We start from the raw sequence: 17,323 nt of genomic DNA, 5'->3' as shown, positions 1-17,323 counted from the left end.
AGATTTGCTCAAGTGTATATCGATTTAAACGAAGGGTGGCCGCGTTACATCTGGAAGCACTCTAAGGGCTGACGGCTATGTGGACGAGCGCGAGCGCGCGCTGATCGAAGGCGAGTTCACCAAGCTGGATAACGACCGCGAGCTGCAAAGCTGGCTGCATGCCGAACTGAACAACCCCCTGGACCCGGCCGATGTGGCGCGCGGCCGGTACTGCGGAAATGGCTGGCGAAATGTACATCGCCAGTGTGATGCGGGTGGATGCGGAGAACTTCATGGAGAAGTCCTACCTCGATGAACTGGCCCGTCAGCTTAAACTCGAGCCTGGCATGAAGTTGGCGCCGGAAAAACAGGTGCGCCAGGCCACACTTTAAACGCGCTTGTTAATACAATCACCCCGGCTGCCTTGGCAGCCCGGGGTGTTTTTGCATTCCGTGCGCGCTGCATAAAAACCCATTGATAAATGAGGGCACCTGCTCAGCTATACTCACCCCATTTGAATGGCCCTTCGAGGAATTACTGTGAAGAACTGGACCTTGCGCCAACGGATCTTGGCAAGCTTTGCGGTCATTATCGCCATCATGCTGTTAATGGTTGTGGTCTCCTACTCACGGTTGCTGAAGATCGAAACCAGCCAGGAGGTGGTGCGTGACGACGCGGTACCGGGCGTTTACCTCAGCTCGATGATCCGCAGCGCGTGGGTCGACAGCTACCTTGAAACCGTCGATATCATTGGTCTGCGCGACGGAAAAACGCTCAGCAACAACGATAGGTCGCACTACAAGTCCTTCGAAGCGCGTATCGAACAGCAGATGGCTAACTATGAAAAAACCATTCATAACCAGGCTGACCGCATGGAATTCGATAACTTCAAGGCGGCGCACACGACGTACAACAAAGTCCTCGCCCAGGTGCTGGCGCGCATCGAAGCCAACGACCTGCCAGGGGCGAGCGTATTGGTCGAGGAGCAATTGACGCCTATCTGGACTGAAGGGCGCATGAAACTCAACGACATCATCACTGAAAACAAGAACGTGTCTGACCGTGCCACGGCGGCGATCGACGAGGCAGTCCTGTCGGCCAAGATCAGCATGGCCGTGTCGCTGCTAATCGCCATCCTTGCCGCTGGCCTGTGTGGCCTGCTGCTGATGCGCGCGATCATGGCGCCGATGCAGCGCATCGTCGAGATCCTTGAAACCATGCGCACCGGTGACCTGAGCAAACGCCTGAACCTGGAGCGCAAGGACGAATTCGGTGCGGTAGAGACTGGCTTTAACGACATGATGACCGAGCTCACCGGCCTCGTGTCCCAGGCCCAGCGCTCGTCGGTGCAGGTGACCACCTCGGTCACCGAGATTGCCGCCACGTCCAAGCAGCAACAGGCCACCGCCACTGAAACCGCTGCGACTACCAATGAGATCGGCGCCACGTCCCGCGAAATCGCTGCCACGTCCAAGGACCTGGTGCGCACCATGACCGAAGTGTCCACCGCTGCCGACCAGGCGTCGGTCGCCGCCGGGTCCGGCCAGCAAGGCCTGGCGCGCATGGAAGAAACCATGCACTCGGTGATGGGCGCCGCCGACCTGGTGAACGCCAAGCTGGCGATCCTCAATGAGAAGGCCGGCAACATCAATCAGGTGGTGGTGACCATCGTCAAGGTCGCTGACCAGACCAACCTGCTGTCGCTCAACGCGGCCATCGAGGCCGAGAAGGCCGGTGAATACGGTCGCGGTTTTGCCGTGGTTGCCACCGAAGTTCGCCGCCTTGCCGATCAGACCGCCGTGGCCACCTACGACATCGAGCAGATGGTGCGCGAGATCCAGTCGGCGGTGTCCGCAGGTGTGATGGGCATGGACAAGTTCTCCGAAGAAGTACGTCGCGGCATGTTTGAAGTGCAGCAAGTGGGCGAGCAGCTGTCGCAGATCATCCATCAGGTACAGGCGCTGGCGCCGCGGGTGTTGATGGTCAACGAAGGCATGCAGGCCCAGGCTACCGGTGCCGAGCAGATCAACCACGCGCTGGTGCAACTGGGCGATGCCAGCAGCCAGACTGTCGACTCGCTGCGCCAGGCCAGCTTTGCCATTGATGAGCTGAGCCAGGTTGCGGTCGGTCTGCGCAGCGGCGTGTCGCGTTTCAAAGTCTGATGAGCGATCACGCGGCTAAACACGGTGCCGTCCCGGCAGCGAAAAAGGCGTTGTTCCTGGTGTTCCACATCGGCGACGAGCGTTTTGCCCTCAGGGCCACGGAAGTCGCCGAGGTACTGCCGCGCCTGCCACTCAAACCGATTGCCCATGCACCGCAGTGGGTGTCGGGCATTTTTGCCCATCGTGGCGCGCTGGTGCCGGTCATCGACCTCAGCGCCCTGGCCTTCGGCACGCCGGCCCAGGCGCGCACCAGCACGCGCCTGGTGCTGGTCAATTATCAACCGCAGTCTTGGGTTCAAGCGCGTTGGCTGGGGCTGATCCTGGAACAAGCCACCGACACCCTGCGTTGCGACCTTGGCGACTTCAAACCTTATGGCCTGGATAACCGCGAGGCGCCGTACCTGGGGCTGGTGCGTGAAGACACCTTGGGTTTGATGCAGTGGATTGGGGTTAACGAATTGCTCACCGACGAAGTGCGCGCCTTGCTGTTTTCTGCAGAGCCGAGCGTATGAGCCACGACCCGCGTTTTTTTGCCTTCCTGAAAGAGCGCATCGGCCTGGACGTCGCGTCTGTGGGCGAAGCCATTATCGAGCGTGCGGTGCGCCAACGCAGCCAGGCCGTCAATGCCCAAGGGGCCGGCGAATACTGGCAGCACCTGCAAAGCTGCGAGGATGAAAAGCAGGCGCTGATCGAGGCGGTAATCGTCCCCGAGACCTGGTTTTTCCGTTACCCCGAATCCTTTGCAACCCTGGCCCGCCTGGCCAAGGCCCGCCTGCTCGACATCAAGCAAATGCGCGCACTGCGCATCCTCAGCCTGCCGTGCTCCACCGGCGAAGAACCTTATTCGATTGCCATGGCGCTGCTGGATGCCGGTTTGGCGCCGCACCAGTTCAAGGTGCTGGGCTTGGATGTCAGCCCACTGTCGGTTGAGCGCGCGCGACGCGGGGTGTATGGCAAGAACTCGTTTCGCGGCGGCGATCTGGCGTTTCGCGACCGACATTTCACCGAATTCGGCGACGGCTACCACATCGCCGACCGCGTGCGCGAACAGGTGCGCCTGCAAGTCGGCAACCTGCTTGACCCGGCGCTGCTGGTCAATGAGGCGAGCTACGACTTTGTGTTCTGTCGCAACCTGCTGATCTATTTCGACCAGCCGACCCAGAAGCAAGTGTTTGCTGTACTCAAGGGCCTGACCCATGAGGACGGCGTGCTGTTTATCGGCCCGGCCGAGGGCAGCCTGCTGGGGCGCCATGGCATGCGTTCGATTGGTGTGCCGCAGTCCTTTGCGTTCAGTCGGCAGGCTGCGCCGGTCACGCCGGAGCCGGTGTTTGTGCCTATCGCCGTGCCCATCCCGCGGCGCAGTGCCGCACCGATTCCTACCAAACCGCGGCCGTTCAGCACGGTCAGCGCCCAAGTGATGCCAATCAAGATGGCGCATCCCGACGCGGCTGATCTGCTCAGTCGGATCGCCACGTTGGCCAACGAAGGCAAAAGTCTTGATGCCCGCGCCGCTTGCGAGCAATACCTGAACAACCATCCGCCGGCCGCCCAAGTGTTCTACTGGCTGGGGCTGCTCAGCGACGTGGCCGGCAGTGCCCTGGAGGCCCAGGGCTATTATCGAAAAGCCTTGTACCTGGAACCCCAGCACCCGCAGGCCTTGATGCACCTGGCCGCGTTGCTTGAGTCCCAGGGTGACAGCGCGGGGGCGCGCCGCTTGCAGGCGCGCGCCGCGCGGAGCGAGCGAGCTGACAGTGAGTCCAAGCGATGAATAACACCGAGGCGCTCGACACCGCAGGCCTGGACCTGACCCTGGCTGACACCCAGGCCATCGATGACTGTTGGAACCGCATCGGCATCCATGGCGACAAGTCCTGCCCGTTGCTGGCGGACCATATCCATTGCCGCAATTGCTCGGTGTATTCGGCGGCAGCCACGCGATTGCTGGATCGCTACGCATTGCAGCAGGACGCGCATCGCGCGTACAACGCGGTCGAATTGGGCGAGGAGGTGGTCACGCATTCCCTGCTGATGTTCCGCCTCGGCGAAGAATGGCTGGGCATTGCCACCCGTTGCCTGGTGGAAGTGGCGCCGTTGCAACCGATTCACTCCCTGCCACACCAACGCTCCCGCGCCTTGCTTGGCGTGGCCAACGTGCGCGGCGCGCTGGTGGCGTGCCTGTCGCTGGTGGAGTTGCTGGGCCTGGACGCCACCACCCAGAGCGCCAGCGGTGGGCGCATCATGCCGCGCATGTTGATCATCGCCGCCCAGGATGGCCCGGTGGTGGTGCCGGTGGATGAAGTCGACGGTATCCATGCTATCGATGAGCGCACCCTGAAGGCCGCATCGGCCTCCGGCACCCAGGCGAGCGGCCGCTTTACCCAGGGAGTGTTGCAGTGGAAAGGCCGCAGCCTGCGTTGGCTGGACGAGGCGCAATTGTTGTCCGCCGTGACCCGGAGCCTCACATGACCCCCGACCAGATGCGCGACGCCTCGCTGCTGGAACTGTTCAGCCTGGAAGCTGATGCGCAGACCCAGGTACTCAGTGCGGGCCTGCTGGCCCTGGAACGCAACCCGACCCAGGCTGACCAGCTTGAAGCGTGCATGCGCGCGGCGCACTCGCTCAAGGGCGCCGCGCGCATCGTTGGGGTGGACGCCGGGGTCAGCGTGTCCCACGTCATGGAGGATTGCCTGGTCAGCGCCCAGGAAAGCCGTCTGTACCTGCAACCCGAACATATTGATGCGCTGCTGCAAGGCACTGATCTGCTGATGCGCATCGCCACGCCGGGCAATGACGTGGGGCCGGCCGACATCGAAGCTTATGTGGCGTTGATGGAGCGCCTGCTGGACCCGTCCCAGGCGCCGGTCAAGGCTACGCCGCCGCCAGCGCCGGAGCCGCTCGTTGAAGAACTGCCGCCGGAACCCGAGCCCGCTCCGCCGATTGCCGCCGAGTCGCCGCGCCAGAACAAACGCATGACCGAAGGCGGCGAGCGCGTACTGCGGGTGACCGCCGAGCGCTTGAACAGCTTGCTCGACCTGTCGAGCAAATCCCTAGTGGAAACCCAGCGGCTCAAGCCCTACCTGGCCAGCTTGCAGCGCCTCAAACGCATTCAAAGCCAAAGCGTGCGCGCCCTCGACACGTTGGACGGCCAGCTCAAAACCGTGGGTTTTAACCTCGAAGCCCAGGAAGCCTTGGCCGACACCCGCCGCTTGTTGAGCGAAGCCCAGGCCTTGCTGGCGGAAAAACATGCCGAGCTGGACGAGTTCGGCTGGCAGGCCGGGCAGCGTGCCCAAGTGCTGTATGACACCGCCCTGGCCTGCCGTATGCGACCGTTTGCCGATGTCCTCGCTGGGCAGGTGCGCATGGTGCGCGACCTTGGCCGCAGCCTGGGCAAGCAGGTGCGCCTGGAGATCGAGGGTGAAAAGACCCAGGTCGACCGCGACGTGCTGGAAAAGCTCGAGGCGCCACTCACCCATTTATTGCGCAATGCCGTTGACCACGGCATCGAAATGCCTGAGCAACGCCTGCTCGCGGGCAAGCCGGCTGAAGGCCTGATCCGCCTGCGCGCGTCCCATCAGGCCGGTTTGTTGGTACTGGAGTTGAGCGACGACGGCAATGGCGTCGACCTGGAGCGCTTGCGCGGCACCATCGTCGACCGCCATCTGTCGCCTGTTGAAACCGCCCTGCGCCTGAGCGAAGAAGAGCTGCTGACGTTCCTGTTCCTGCCGGGGTTCAGCCTGCGCGACAAGGTCACCGAAGTGTCCGGGCGCGGGGTCGGCCTGGATGCGGTGCAACACCTGGTCCGCCAACTGCGGGGTGCGGTGGTGCTGGAGCAGGCGGCGGGGCGGGGCAGTCGTTTCCACCTGGAAGTGCCGTTGACCTTGTCGGTGGTGCGCAGCCTGGTGGTGGAGGTCGGCGAAGAAGCCTACGCGTTCCCGCTGGCCCATATCGAGCGCATGTGCGACCTGGCGCCCGACGATATTGTGCAACTCGAAGGCCGCCAGCATTTCTGGCACGAGGGCCGGCATGTCGGCCTGGTCGCCGCCAGCCAGTTGTTGCAGCGCCCGGCGGGGCAGAGTCAGTCAGACACGTTGAAAGTGGTGGTGATCCGCGAGCGCGATGCCGTGTACGGGATTGCCGTGGAGCGTTTTATCGGCGAGCGTACGCTGGTGGTGTTGCCGCTGGATGATCGCCTGGGCAAGGTCCAGGACATCTCCGCCGGCGCCTTGCTCGACGACGGCTCGGTGGTGTTGATCGTCGACGTTGAAGACATGCTGCGTTCGGTGGACAAGTTGCTCAACACCGGGCGTTTGGAACGTATTGCCCGGCGCAGCCAACAAACCACCGAGGCGCCGCGTAAACGGGTGCTGGTGGTGGATGACTCGCTGACCGTGCGTGAGCTGCAACGCAAATTGTTACTTAATCGTGGTTATGAAGTGGCCGTCGCGGTCGATGGCATGGACGGCTGGAATGCCCTGCGTTCCGAAGACTTCGACCTGCTGATCACAGACATTGATATGCCTCGCATGGACGGTATTGAATTGGTCACACTCTTGCGCCGTGACAGTCGCCTGCAATCGTTGCCGGTGATGGTGGTGTCCTACAAGGATCGCGAAGAAGACCGGCGTCGTGGACTGGATGCCGGCGCCGACTATTATTTAGCCAAAGCCAGTTTCCATGATGACGCGTTGCTGGACGCGGTGGTGGAACTGATCGGAGGCGCGCGCGCATGAGGATCGCAATCGTCAATGACATGCCCCTCGCGGTTGAGGCCCTTCGCCGTGCCTTGAGTTTCGAACCTGCTCACCAGGTTGTGTGGGTGGCAGCCAATGGCCTGGAAGCGGTGCAGCGCTGCGCTGAGCTGACCCCGGATCTGATCCTGATGGACTTGATCATGCCTGTAATGGACGGTGTGGAAGCCACTCGGCAGATCATGGCCGAGACCCCGTGTGCCATCGTTATCGTCACCGTCGACCGCCAGGCCAATGTCAGCCGCGTGTTCGAAGCCATGGGCCATGGCGCCCTGGATGTGGTGGACACGCCGCCGCTGGGCGTAGGCAAGCCCAAGGATGCCGCAGCGCCGCTGCTGCGCAAGATCTTCAATATCGGCTGGTTGATCGGCCAGCGTGGTAGCCGCCTGCGTGCCGACGCCGCCCCACCGCGCGCCACCGGCACGCGCCAGAGTCTGGTGGCTATCGGGTCCTCGGCAGGTGGCCCGGCGGCCCTGGAAATCCTGCTCAAGGGTTTGCCTCAAGACTTTCCCGCCGCCATCGTACTGGTGCAGCATGTTGACCAGGTGTTTGCCGCCGGCATGGCCGAGTGGCTGAGCAGCGCCTCTGGCCTGCCGGTGCGCCTGGCCCGCGAGGGTGAGCCACCGCAAAGCGGTGTCGTGCTGCTGGCCGGCACCAACCACCATATTCGTCTGTTGAAGAATGGCACGCTAGCCTATACCGCAGAGCCAGTGAACGAGATTTACCGGCCGTCGATCGACGTGTTTTTCGAAAGCGTGGCTAGCCACTGGAATGGTGACGCCGTTGGCGTATTGCTGACTGGTATGGGGCGCGACGGGGCCCAAGGCCTCAAGTTGCTGCGTGAACAAGGTTATCTAACCATCGCCCAGGATCAGCAGAGCTCGGCGGTGTATGGCATGCCCAAAGCGGCGGCGGCGATTGATGCTGCTGTTGAAATTCGCCCACTGGACACAATTGCGCCCCGATTACTGGAGGTCTTCGCAAAATGATCAAGACCCTCCAGGGTGCTGGCCAGCAGGAAAGTAATTCAGGTGATTGCACATGAATGATTTACAGATCGACGACATCAAGACCGATGAAAATGCAGCCATGGTGTTGCTTGTCGACGACCAGGCCATGATCGGCGAAGCCGTGCGACGTGGCCTGGCTCATGAAGAAAACATCGACTTCCACTTCTGCGCCGACCCGCACCAGGCGATTGCCCAAGCGATCCGCATCAAACCGACCGTCATCCTGCAAGACTTGGTGATGCCTGGCCTCGACGGCCTGACGCTGGTGCGCGAATACCGCAACCACCCGGCCACGCAAAACATTCCGATCATCGTGCTTTCCACCAAGGAAGACCCGCTGATCAAGAGCGCGGCGTTTTCGGCCGGGGCCAACGACTACCTGGTCAAGCTGCCGGACAATATCGAACTGGTTGCGCGCATCCGCTATCACTCGCGCTCCTACATGACCTTGTTGCAACGGGACGCTGCTTATCGAGCCCTGCGAGTCAGCCAGCAGCAACTGCTGGACACCAATCTGGTGCTGCAACGCTTGATGAACTCCGACGGCCTCACCGGGCTGTCCAACCGCCGCCACTTCGACGAATACCTGGAACTGGAATGGCGTCGTGCCATGCGCGACCAGACGCAACTGTCGCTGCTGATGATCGACGTGGATTTTTTCAAGACCTACAACGACAGCTTCGGCCACGTCGAAGGCGACGAAGCCTTGCGCAAGGTCGCCGACACCATCCGCGAAGCCAGCAGTCGCCCCTCGGACCTGCCGGCGCGCTACGGCGGTGAAGAGTTCGCCTTGGTACTGCCGAACACCTCGCCGGGCGGCGCACGCCTGGTGGCTGAAAAGCTACGCATGGCCGTTGCTGCGCTGAAAATCCCACACATAGCGCCGGCTGAGGGGGCGAGCCTGACCATCAGCATCGGCCTGTCGACCATGACACCGGTGCAGGGCACGGACTGCCGACAGTTGATCATGGCGGCGGACAAGGGGTTGTATACGGCCAAGCATAATGGGCGCAATCAGGTGGGGATTGAATAATTCGAAGCACCGTAAAACCCCTGTGGGAGCTGGCTTGCCTGCGATAGCGGTGTATCAGATACAGATGTGGTAACTGACGAACCGCAATCGCAGGCAAGCCAGCTCCCACATTTGATCTCCATTGTTCTGTCGATAGCCTACAAACCCCGCCTTTTCGGCCAAGCGGACTGCCGTTTCCGGACGTTTGCCGTTATACTCGCCGGCTTTCAAAAGTTCGCCAACGAGTGCTGCCCGCCATGGAAATCAACCCGATCCTTAACACCATCAAGGACCTGTCCGAGCGCTCCGAAACTATTCGGGGGTATCTTTGACTACGATCAAAAGCATGAGCGTCTGACCGAAGTCAATCGCGAGCTTGAAGATCCTGCTGTCTGGAACAAACCTGAATACGCCCAGGAACTGGGCCGCGAGCGCGCTGCGCTGGCGCAGATCGTCGATACCCTCGACGAGCTGAACACCGGTCTGGCCGATTGCCGTGACCTGCTGGACATGGCCGTCGAAGAAAACGACGAAGGCGCAGTGGGCGATGTCGTCGCCGAGCTGGCCCGTCTCGAGGACAACCTCGCCAAGCTTGAATTCCGTCGCATGTTCAGCCACGAAATGGACCCGAACAACGCCTACCTGGACATCCAGGCCGGTTCCGGCGGCACCGAGGCACAGGACTGGGCCAACATCCTGCTGCGCATGTACCTGCGCTGGGCTGACAAGCGCGGTTTCGAAGCGACCATCATGGAACTGTCCGCCGGTGAAGTCGCTGGTATCAAGGGCGCGACCGTACACATCAAGGGCGAATACGCCTTTGGCTGGCTGCGGACCGAGATCGGCGTCCACCGCCTGGTGCGCAAGAGCCCGTTTGACTCCGGCAACCGTCGCCACACCTCGTTCTCTGCTGTTTTCGTCTCGCCAGAGATCGACGACAAGGTCGAAATCGAGATCAACCCGGCCGACCTGCGCATCGATACCTACCGCTCCTCCGGTGCCGGTGGCCAGCACGTGAACACCACCGACTCGGCCGTACGTATTACCCACGTACCGACCAACACCGTGGTCAGCTGCCAGAACGAACGCTCCCAGCACGCGAACAAGGACACCGCCATGAAAATGCTGCGGGCCAAGTTGTACGAGCAGGAAATGCAGAAGCGCAACGCCGCTTCCCAGGCGCTGGAAGACACCAAGTCGGATATCGGCTGGGGTCACCAGATCCGTTCTTATGTGCTTGATGCGTCGCGGATCAAGGATTTGCGCACTAACATCGAACGCAGCGACTGCGACAAGGTGCTCGACGGTGATATCGACGAATACCTGGAAGCCAGCCTGAAGTCAGGCCTGTAACCCCTTTTTAGGAGCCGGCACGCCGGCGATCCCCGGCCGCAGGCCGGGGGCAACGAACCTGATGGAATATTTAAAGACATGAGCGACCAACAACTCGACCAAGCCCTGCAACAGGAAGAAAACTCCCTGATCGCCCTGCGCAAGGAAAAGCTGGCTGCCGAGCGCGCCAAGGGCAATGCCTTCCCCAACGACTTCCGCCGCGAAAACTACTGCGATGCCTTGCAGAAGCAATACGCGGACAAGACCAAGGAAGAGCTGGCGGAAGCGGCGATCCCGGTCAAGGTGGCAGGTCGCATCATGCTCAACCGCGGCTCGTTCATGGTGATCCAGGACATGACCGGTCGCATCCAGGTCTACGTCAACCGCAAGACCCTGCCTGAAGATACCCTGGCCTCGGTGAAAACCTGGGACATGGGCGACATCATCGCCGCCGAAGGTACCCTGGCCCGTTCCGGTAAGGGCGACCTGTACGTTGAAATGACCAGCGTACGCCTGCTGACCAAATCCCTGCGCCCGCTGCCGGACAAGCACCACGGCCTCACCGACACCGAGCAGCGCTACCGCCAGCGCTATGTTGACCTGATCGTCAACGAAGACGTGCGCCACACCTTCCGCGTGCGTTCGCAAGTCATCGCGCACATCCGCAGCTTCTTGATGCAGCGTGACTTCCTGGAAGTGGAAACCCCGATGCTGCAAACCATCCCCGGTGGTGCTGCAGCCAAGCCGTTTGAAACCCACCACAACGCGCTGGACCTGGAAATGTTCCTGCGTATCGCGCCTGAGCTATACCTCAAGCGCCTTGTGGTTGGCGGGTTTGAGAAAGTGTTCGAGATCAACCGCAACTTCCGTAACGAAGGCGTTTCGACGCGTCACAACCCAGAATTCACCATGTTGGAGTTCTACCAGGCCTACGCCGATTACGAAGACAACATGGACCTGACTGAAGAACTGTTCCGCGAACTGGCGCAGTTGGTCCTGGGCAGCACTGACGTGCCGTACGGCGACAAGGTGTTCCACTTTGGCGAACCGTTCGTGCGCCTGTCGGTGTTCGATTCGATCCTCAAGTACAACCCCGAGTTGACCGCTGACGACCTGACCGACATCGACAAGGCCCGCGCCATTGCCAAGAAAGCCGGCGCAAAAGTGTTGGGCTTCGAAGGCCTGGGCAAATTGCAGGTGATGATTTTCGAGGAGTTGGTGGAGCACAAGCTGGAACAGCCGCACTTCATTACCCAGTACCCGTTCGAAGTATCGCCGCTCGCCCGTCGCAACGATGACAACCCGAACGTCACCGACCGTTTCGAATTGTTCATCGGCGGCCGCGAAATCGCCAACGCCTACTCCGAGTTGAACGACGCGGAAGACCAGGCCGAGCGTTTCATGGCCCAGGTGGCCGACAAGGACGCCGGCGACGACGAAGCCATGCACTACGATGCCGACTTCGTGCGCGCCCTGGAATACGGCATGCCGCCAACCGCCGGTGAAGGGATCGGCATCGACCGCCTGGTGATGCTGTTGACTAACTCGCCGTCGATCCGCGATGTGATCCTGTTCCCGCACATGCGGCCACAAGCGTAACCTTAGCGAAATCCAGAGCCGCCTTTTATAAGGCGGCTTTTTTATGCGGCGTTTATAAGCGTCAAGCAAACAGCGCCAGGTTTTGATCTATTCAAGGATGTGTGTCGTGAACCGCGTAATGGCTCAAGAAGGCGCCGCCGGCATTGCTGCTGCCGTGGCTGAAAGTGTCCAGTACCAGGGCCGTAAGGCCAGTCGCCGAGGCAGTGAGCAACGCAGGCAAGACATTCTCGATGCGGCGATGCGCATCGTGGTGCGTGATGGCGTACGGGCCGTGCGCCATCGTGCAGTCGCGGCAGAGGCGGGGGTGCCGTTGTCGGCCACCACCTACTATTTCAAGGATATCGACGACTTGCTCACCGATACCTTCGCTCAATACGTCGAACGCAGTGCCGCGTTCATGGGCAAGCTGTGGGTACGTAACGAGGGCCTGCTGCGCGAAATGGTCGCCTATGGCGATGGCAGCCCACAGTCGCGCTCGCAGCTGGCCGATGATATTGCGCGTTTGACCGCTGACTACGTGTTGCGCCAACTGACCAACCGCCGTGAGCACCTGATGGCCGAGCAGGCCTTTCGCCAGGAAGCGCTGCTGAATCCGCGGCTGGCAGAGCTGGTGCGTTCCCATCAGCAGATTCTGTTGCAGGGCACTGAGCAGTTTTTCCAGGTACTGGGCTCCCGCGAGCCGCAACAGGATGCCAAAGTGTTGACGGCGATAATCAGTCGGATGGAATATCAGGGCCTGCTGAGCGGCGCAGAGCCTCTGACCGGTGAAGAGATGCTTGAAATTCTCAAGCGTTACATGCATTTGGTGTTGGCCTCGGTGTAGTCATAAGTCGACGCTGCTTTATGTGGGCGCTGGCTTGCCTGCGCTGCAGACAACTCGGTAAATCAGGCACGGTTGGTTGATGCCATTGCAGGCAAGCCAGCTCCCACATAAACGGGTGCCATGCACGATATTCAGTGGAGTACACGATGAAAGCCTGGCGAATCGCGGTAATTGCCTTGTCGTTCCTGCTGCTCAGCGGTTGCCTGGTGACATTCAAGGACCCGCTGCCGGCCCATGAGGCCGCGCCGCCGGCCCTGCTGGGGAAATGGTCGAGCAAAAACGCCTGGGGCGAGCCGCTCAACCTGCACATCACTCGCGTGGGTGACCACCGTTATAAAGCCGTGAGCTACCCTACAGCCAAGCCGGGCCTGCGTGATGAGTACCTGTTTACTGTGTCCCGGCATGGTAGCCGCTGGTACTTGTCGGCGCCGTTGCCGGCCAAACTGGGCGGGCATTTCATCCTGGCGGGGTTTGACTTTGAGGGTAAGAGCGGCGAAAAACATGAATTGGTGGTCTATAACCTGGACCTTGAGCAGATCCACCAAGCGATAGGCCAAAAGACGTTGCACGGCAGTACTGTGGAAACCGTCGAAGGCGATGGCGTAGTGGTCGACAGCCCCATGGACCAAGTGTTTGCCTACCTGGATGACCCGGCCAACGCCGATGTATTCGTGGAAGCCGTGCGCTACCAGCGCACGGGCAAATAACGTTTAAAGAGGAAGCACCGGGTGGACGATTACCAGCAGACGATACGCACCTTGTCTGATCGCATTGTGCTGGCGCAGACACCGATTCGCGTCCTCGACGCCGTGAAGTGGGACGACAACATTCGTCAGGGATTCCTCAAGGCCAAGGGCAAGGAAATGCCCGCCGTGGACCGCGACTATTACCTGAATCGGCCACTGACGTTCGACTCCAGCGCGGTAAAGCTGGAGTTTCAGAACATCGAGCGCGACATTACCCGTCGCCTCGGCCAGTTCAGCCCCGTGGGGCAGATCATGCGCCGCATGTGCCGGGAATATCGCATGGTGGTGCGCATGCTTGAAGCGCGCGGTACCGAGGATTTCGGCCTGATATCCCAGGAACTGTACGGCGCCGCCTCCGATGCGTTCCACGCGGGCGACCCTACCCTGGCGGACCTGGGCCTGATGCTTTCTGACTATCTGAACAACATCGACGGCCGTGGCGATTTGAAGGATGAAGCCAAGACCCTCACCGCCAAGGACGCCGTGGCGCTGCTGCAAACACGCCTGAACAAGGTATTTGGCGAGGCCGAAGAGACTATTCGCGTGTTTGAGTCCGACGGTATTGTCGCTGACGCCGCGGCGGGCGCCGACTACATCAAGATCCGCGCCGACGCGATGTTCAATGACCGCGACGTGCGGGCCCTGGAAGTGCATGAAGGCCTGGTGCATGTTGGCACCACGCTAAACGGGCAGAACCAACCGATCTGCACGTTCCTCTCCAAGGGCCCGCCGTCCTCCACCGTGACCCAGGAAGGCCTGGCGATCCTGATGGAAATCATCACCTTTGCCTCCTACCCGAGCCGCCTGCGCAAACTGACCAACCGCACCCGTGCCATTCACATGGTGGAGGAGGGCGCCGACTTCCTGCAGGTGTTTGAGTTCTTCCGCGAGCAAGGCTTTGAGATGGGCGAAAGCTATGGCAACGCCAGTCGCGTATTCCGTGGCTCGGTGCCGAACGGTCTGCCGTTTACCAAGGATCTGTCCTACCTCAAGGGCTTTATCATGGTCTACAACTACATTCAGCTCGCCGTGCGTAAAGGCAAGCTGGAGCAAGTGCCGCTGCTGTTCTGCGGCAAGACCACCCTGGAAGACATGCGCACCCTGCGTCAGCTGGTCGACGAAGGCCTCGTGGTGCCGCCCAAGTACCTGCCGGAGCAGTTCCGCGACATGAATGCACTGGCGGCATGGATGTGCTTTTCCAACTTCCTCAACCATTTGAGCCTGGATCGGATTGAGGCGGATTATTCGAATATCCTTTGAAGAAACCGCACCAGACATGTGCGAGCTGGGTTGCCTGCGATGGCGGTCATTCAGTGAAAACACCTGTGACTGATACACCGTTATCGCAGGCAACCCAGCACCCACATTTGATCTCATTTGTTCTTGAGAAATGAGTACAACCTTCCAGCGAGGCTTCAACGGATGAGAATCCTCGGCATTTTGTGCCTGCTACTCACTTTGAACGGCTGCAGCTCCCTGCTGTTCTACCCCGAGCCCGGCCTGCCTTTCACACCGGAAAAAGCCCACCTGCAATACCGCGACGTCACCTTGACCACCGCCGACGGCGTGAAGCTGCACGCCTGGTGGCTACCGGCCAAGCCCGGTGTGCCGCTCAAGGGTACGGTGCTGCATTTGCACGGCAACGGCGGCAACCTGGCCTGGCACCTGGGCGGCAGTTGGTGGTTGCCTGAGCAGGGTTACCAAGTGCTGCTGCTGGACTATCGCGGTTATGGGCTGTCGGAAGGCAAGCCATCTTTACCCGCGGTCTATCAGGATGTTGATGCGGCGTTCCGCTGGATCGACAAGGCACCCGAAACCCAGGGCCAGCCGCTGATCGTTCTGGGCCAAAGCCTGGGTGGCGCGCTGGCGGTTCACTACCTGGCAGCCCACCCGGAACGCCAATCCCGGCTCAAGGCGCTGGTGCTGGACGGCGTGCCCGCCAGTTATCGTGACGTAGGACAATTCGCCCTAAGTACCTCCTGGTTAACATGGCCGTTTCAAGTGCCCCTGTCCTGGCTGGTACCGGACGCCGACAGTGCTATCCGCGCCATGCCTCAGTTGACGGGTGTGCCGAAACTGTTGTTTCACAGTCTGGATGACCCGGTTGTGCCAGTGGCCAATGGCATCCGCCTGTACCAGGCCGCGCCGCCGCCAAGGGTGCTGCAGTTAACCCGGGGCGGCCATGTGCAAACCTTTGCCGACAAAACCTGGCAAACCGTGATGCTGCGCTACCTGGACGACCCGCGGCACTTCAACGGCCTACGCCGCCTGGGCGAAATTCCGAACTATCCCACTCCAAAAGTGGATTCATCAGAGAGCCCGCAATGAGCGAAGAACGCAATATGATCCCGCTGATCCTCACCGGTATTGGCACTATCATCGGTACCGTCGGTTGCCTGTGGTTCTACGGTTACCTGCACTTTGCCAAACCCGAAGATGCGCTGCTGCTCAGCGATTTCACCATGCTCAAGACCGTGCCCGGCGAGGACTACAAGATCTCCCTGACCCCGGCCGCGCAAGTGGCGCAATGCGTGGATGGCGTGCTGGTGATGTTCGACACCGAGCAGAAAGGCCTCAGCGGTGTGCTGGTGAACAACAAGAAGCAGGCCGTGCGATGCATGGGGCAAGAAACCCCGCAATTGCAGCAGTGAACGCTGTTTTCAGCGCTGTGGGAAAGCTCCATTTTACGTACCGATTAATGATTTAACGCCTGTCAGGCGTTCAGCCGGCCGGAACCAGTCTGGCGCGCTCACCACAGATTATGGGCTGATTGGCAATGCTGATCGGCCCATTTTTTCATTAGTCTGGAGTGAGCATATATGGTGGGTATAAACGGAGTGTCGGGCGTAGGGAGCATGGGCCCTGGTGCCAATGTTGCCGGGGGCGCCCAATCAAACCAAGGCCTCGATCAGCAGATTCGAGACGTTCAAAACAAAATCAAAGACATGCAGGCACAAGGTGCTAAAGGCGGTCAGGGTAGCGAGGGCGGAGGTGGCCTCGATGAACTGATGAAACTGCTGGAGAAGCTGCTGGCACAAAAGTCTCAGGGTGCCCAGGGCGCGCAAGGCGATCAAGGCGCACAAGATGGTCAGGCGGGCAGTCAGGGCCAAATCCAAATGCCGCAGACACAGGGCTCAGGCAAAGTCGGCGTTTAATTCGCGCTCCCTCAAAAAACCGCCTCTATCGGGCGGTTTTTTCATGTTGATTCAAACCGACAACCAGCAACGGAGCGGGCGGTGTAACGTGTGGCGCGGCAGCTCACGCCGTTGCCGGGGACACTCGCGGAGGAAATGTCTGGAACCGTTTCGACTCAAACTCCCACATAAAATGGTGCAACCTACTCAGATTGGGTCGAGGATGAAAATACATATTCCTGTATTGGAAAACATGTTGGCCATGGCAAGACAGCATGTGGCGCTGGAACAGGAAGCCGCTCGCAGGTACAAGCGCGATCAACGGATGGATGAGCCGGCCAGCGCAAAGATTGAAATGCCAGCCGAGGATACGAATCGCACCATTCAGTTTGACGAGCCGAAAAAAAACCCACCGTGAGGTGTAATGCTGTTCACTTAAGCGGAGCAGCCTTACGATCCACCGGAAACCGGGTCTTTGATACCTTCACCGTCCTGGGTCTCGAAGGCCTTGGACGGTGGTTCAGAAACATCCCTCCAACACCCGCCCTTAGCTCAGCCAATCGTCTTCCCGTTGCTGAAATTGGGTTAGCCGCTGCCATCACGATCAACTGAACGGCGATGTATTGGTAGGCTGGCTTGAACCGGATATCCGACGGCGCTCGACCAAAAGCCATTGCGGCTTGACTCGCTTCGCGGCGAATCACGTTGTAGGCAAGCAACAAGCCCCAGACCTCCTGATACACCAAGTCGATCTTCTTGCTGCGTAAGGTCATTGCGT

Annotated in this window: 16 protein-coding genes and 2 pseudogenes; 17 read left to right on the top strand and 1 reads right to left on the bottom strand. The window is 60.4% G+C overall.

All coding sequences use genetic code 11. The features are described 5' to 3' along the window. Positions 1 to 64: 64 nt before the first annotated feature. The 17 genes and pseudogenes from AACY30_RS23905 to AACY30_RS23825 form a co-directional block, all read left to right on the top strand. Positions 65 to 371, top strand: a pseudogene (locus AACY30_RS23905) (tellurite resistance TerB family protein); the annotation flags it as partial. Between the two features lie 147 nt (positions 372 to 518). After that, positions 519 to 2,141, top strand: coding sequence for a methyl-accepting chemotaxis protein (locus tag AACY30_RS23900; protein WP_339541214.1), 1,623 nt, complete (start codon positions 519 to 521; stop codon positions 2,139 to 2,141). Then, positions 2,141 to 2,653, top strand: coding sequence for a chemotaxis protein CheW (locus AACY30_RS23895; RefSeq protein ID WP_339469434.1), 513 nt, complete (start codon positions 2,141 to 2,143; stop codon positions 2,651 to 2,653). The genes AACY30_RS23900 and AACY30_RS23895 overlap by 1 nt, the downstream gene beginning before the upstream one ends. Continuing rightward, positions 2,650 to 3,909, top strand: coding sequence for a CheR family methyltransferase (locus AACY30_RS23890; protein WP_339469435.1), 1,260 nt, complete (start codon positions 2,650 to 2,652; stop codon positions 3,907 to 3,909). Before AACY30_RS23895 ends, AACY30_RS23890 begins: the two co-directional genes overlap by 4 nt. Next, complete coding sequence (locus AACY30_RS23885) at positions 3,906 to 4,607, top strand: chemotaxis protein CheW (protein WP_339469437.1); 702 nt, start codon at positions 3,906 to 3,908, stop codon at positions 4,605 to 4,607. Before AACY30_RS23890 ends, AACY30_RS23885 begins: the two co-directional genes overlap by 4 nt. After that, the gene (locus AACY30_RS23880) at positions 4,604 to 6,871 is read left to right on the top strand and encodes a hybrid sensor histidine kinase/response regulator (protein WP_339469438.1); all 2,268 of its coding nucleotides are present in this window, start codon (positions 4,604 to 4,606) and stop codon (positions 6,869 to 6,871) included. Before AACY30_RS23885 ends, AACY30_RS23880 begins: the two co-directional genes overlap by 4 nt. Beyond that, positions 6,868 to 7,878 (top strand): chemotaxis response regulator protein-glutamate methylesterase, encoded by a 1,011-nt coding sequence (locus tag AACY30_RS23875; protein WP_339541213.1) that lies wholly within the window; start codon positions 6,868 to 6,870, stop codon positions 7,876 to 7,878. Before AACY30_RS23880 ends, AACY30_RS23875 begins: the two co-directional genes overlap by 4 nt. A gap of 52 nt (positions 7,879 to 7,930) precedes the next feature. Next, a complete protein-coding gene (locus tag AACY30_RS23870; protein WP_339418193.1) occupies positions 7,931 to 8,932 on the top strand; it encodes a PleD family two-component system response regulator in 1,002 nt (333 codons plus the stop codon). A 236-nt stretch (positions 8,933 to 9,168) separates the two neighbouring features. Continuing rightward, positions 9,169 to 10,264 (top strand): peptide chain release factor 2 gene (gene prfB, locus AACY30_RS23865; RefSeq protein ID WP_139113184.1). Its coding sequence is split into 2 segments (ribosomal slippage): positions 9,169 to 9,240 and positions 9,242 to 10,264, totalling 1,095 coding nucleotides; the frame shifts between segments, so codons are not numbered across the junction. Positions 10,265 to 10,342: 78 nt separating this feature from the next. Beyond that, a complete protein-coding gene (lysS, locus tag AACY30_RS23860) occupies positions 10,343 to 11,842 on the top strand; it encodes a lysine--tRNA ligase (protein ID WP_339418191.1) in 1,500 nt (499 codons plus the stop codon). Between the two features lie 106 nt (positions 11,843 to 11,948). Beyond that, entirely contained in the window at positions 11,949 to 12,665 is a 717-nt protein-coding gene (locus AACY30_RS23855) for a TetR/AcrR family transcriptional regulator (RefSeq protein WP_339469442.1), read from the top strand. Between the two features lie 146 nt (positions 12,666 to 12,811). Further along, on the top strand, positions 12,812 to 13,372 hold the full coding sequence (locus tag AACY30_RS23850; protein WP_339541212.1) for a hypothetical protein: 561 nt from the start codon (positions 12,812 to 12,814) through the stop codon (positions 13,370 to 13,372). A gap of 21 nt (positions 13,373 to 13,393) precedes the next feature. After that, positions 13,394 to 14,671 (top strand): flavohemoglobin expression-modulating QEGLA motif protein, encoded by a 1,278-nt coding sequence (locus AACY30_RS23845; RefSeq protein WP_339469444.1) that lies wholly within the window; start codon positions 13,394 to 13,396, stop codon positions 14,669 to 14,671. Between the two features lie 162 nt (positions 14,672 to 14,833). After that, positions 14,834 to 15,739, top strand: coding sequence for an alpha/beta hydrolase (locus AACY30_RS23840; protein WP_339469445.1), 906 nt, complete (start codon positions 14,834 to 14,836; stop codon positions 15,737 to 15,739). Further along, the gene (locus AACY30_RS23835; protein WP_017738324.1) at positions 15,736 to 16,062 is read left to right on the top strand and encodes a hypothetical protein; all 327 of its coding nucleotides are present in this window, start codon (positions 15,736 to 15,738) and stop codon (positions 16,060 to 16,062) included. Before AACY30_RS23840 ends, AACY30_RS23835 begins: the two co-directional genes overlap by 4 nt. A 204-nt stretch (positions 16,063 to 16,266) precedes the next feature. After that, positions 16,267 to 16,566 (top strand): hypothetical protein, encoded by a 300-nt coding sequence (locus AACY30_RS23830; RefSeq protein ID WP_339541211.1) that lies wholly within the window; start codon positions 16,267 to 16,269, stop codon positions 16,564 to 16,566. 202 nt (positions 16,567 to 16,768) lie between these two features. Continuing rightward, the gene (locus AACY30_RS23825) at positions 16,769 to 16,963 is read left to right on the top strand and encodes a hypothetical protein (protein WP_339418185.1); all 195 of its coding nucleotides are present in this window, start codon (positions 16,769 to 16,771) and stop codon (positions 16,961 to 16,963) included. 13 nt (positions 16,964 to 16,976) lie between these two features. Here the strand turns inward: AACY30_RS23825 and AACY30_RS23820 are convergent. Continuing rightward, positions 16,977 to 17,323, bottom strand: a pseudogene (locus AACY30_RS23820) (IS4 family transposase); the annotation flags it as partial.

It is taken from the genome of Pseudomonas sp. RA_5y_Pfl1_P24, assembly GCF_963970945.1.
GTDB lineage: Bacteria > Pseudomonadota > Gammaproteobacteria > Pseudomonadales > Pseudomonadaceae > Aquipseudomonas > Aquipseudomonas tritici.
The sequence above is the reverse complement of the archived record's forward strand: the minus strand, read 5'-3'. Positions and strand labels throughout refer to the sequence as shown.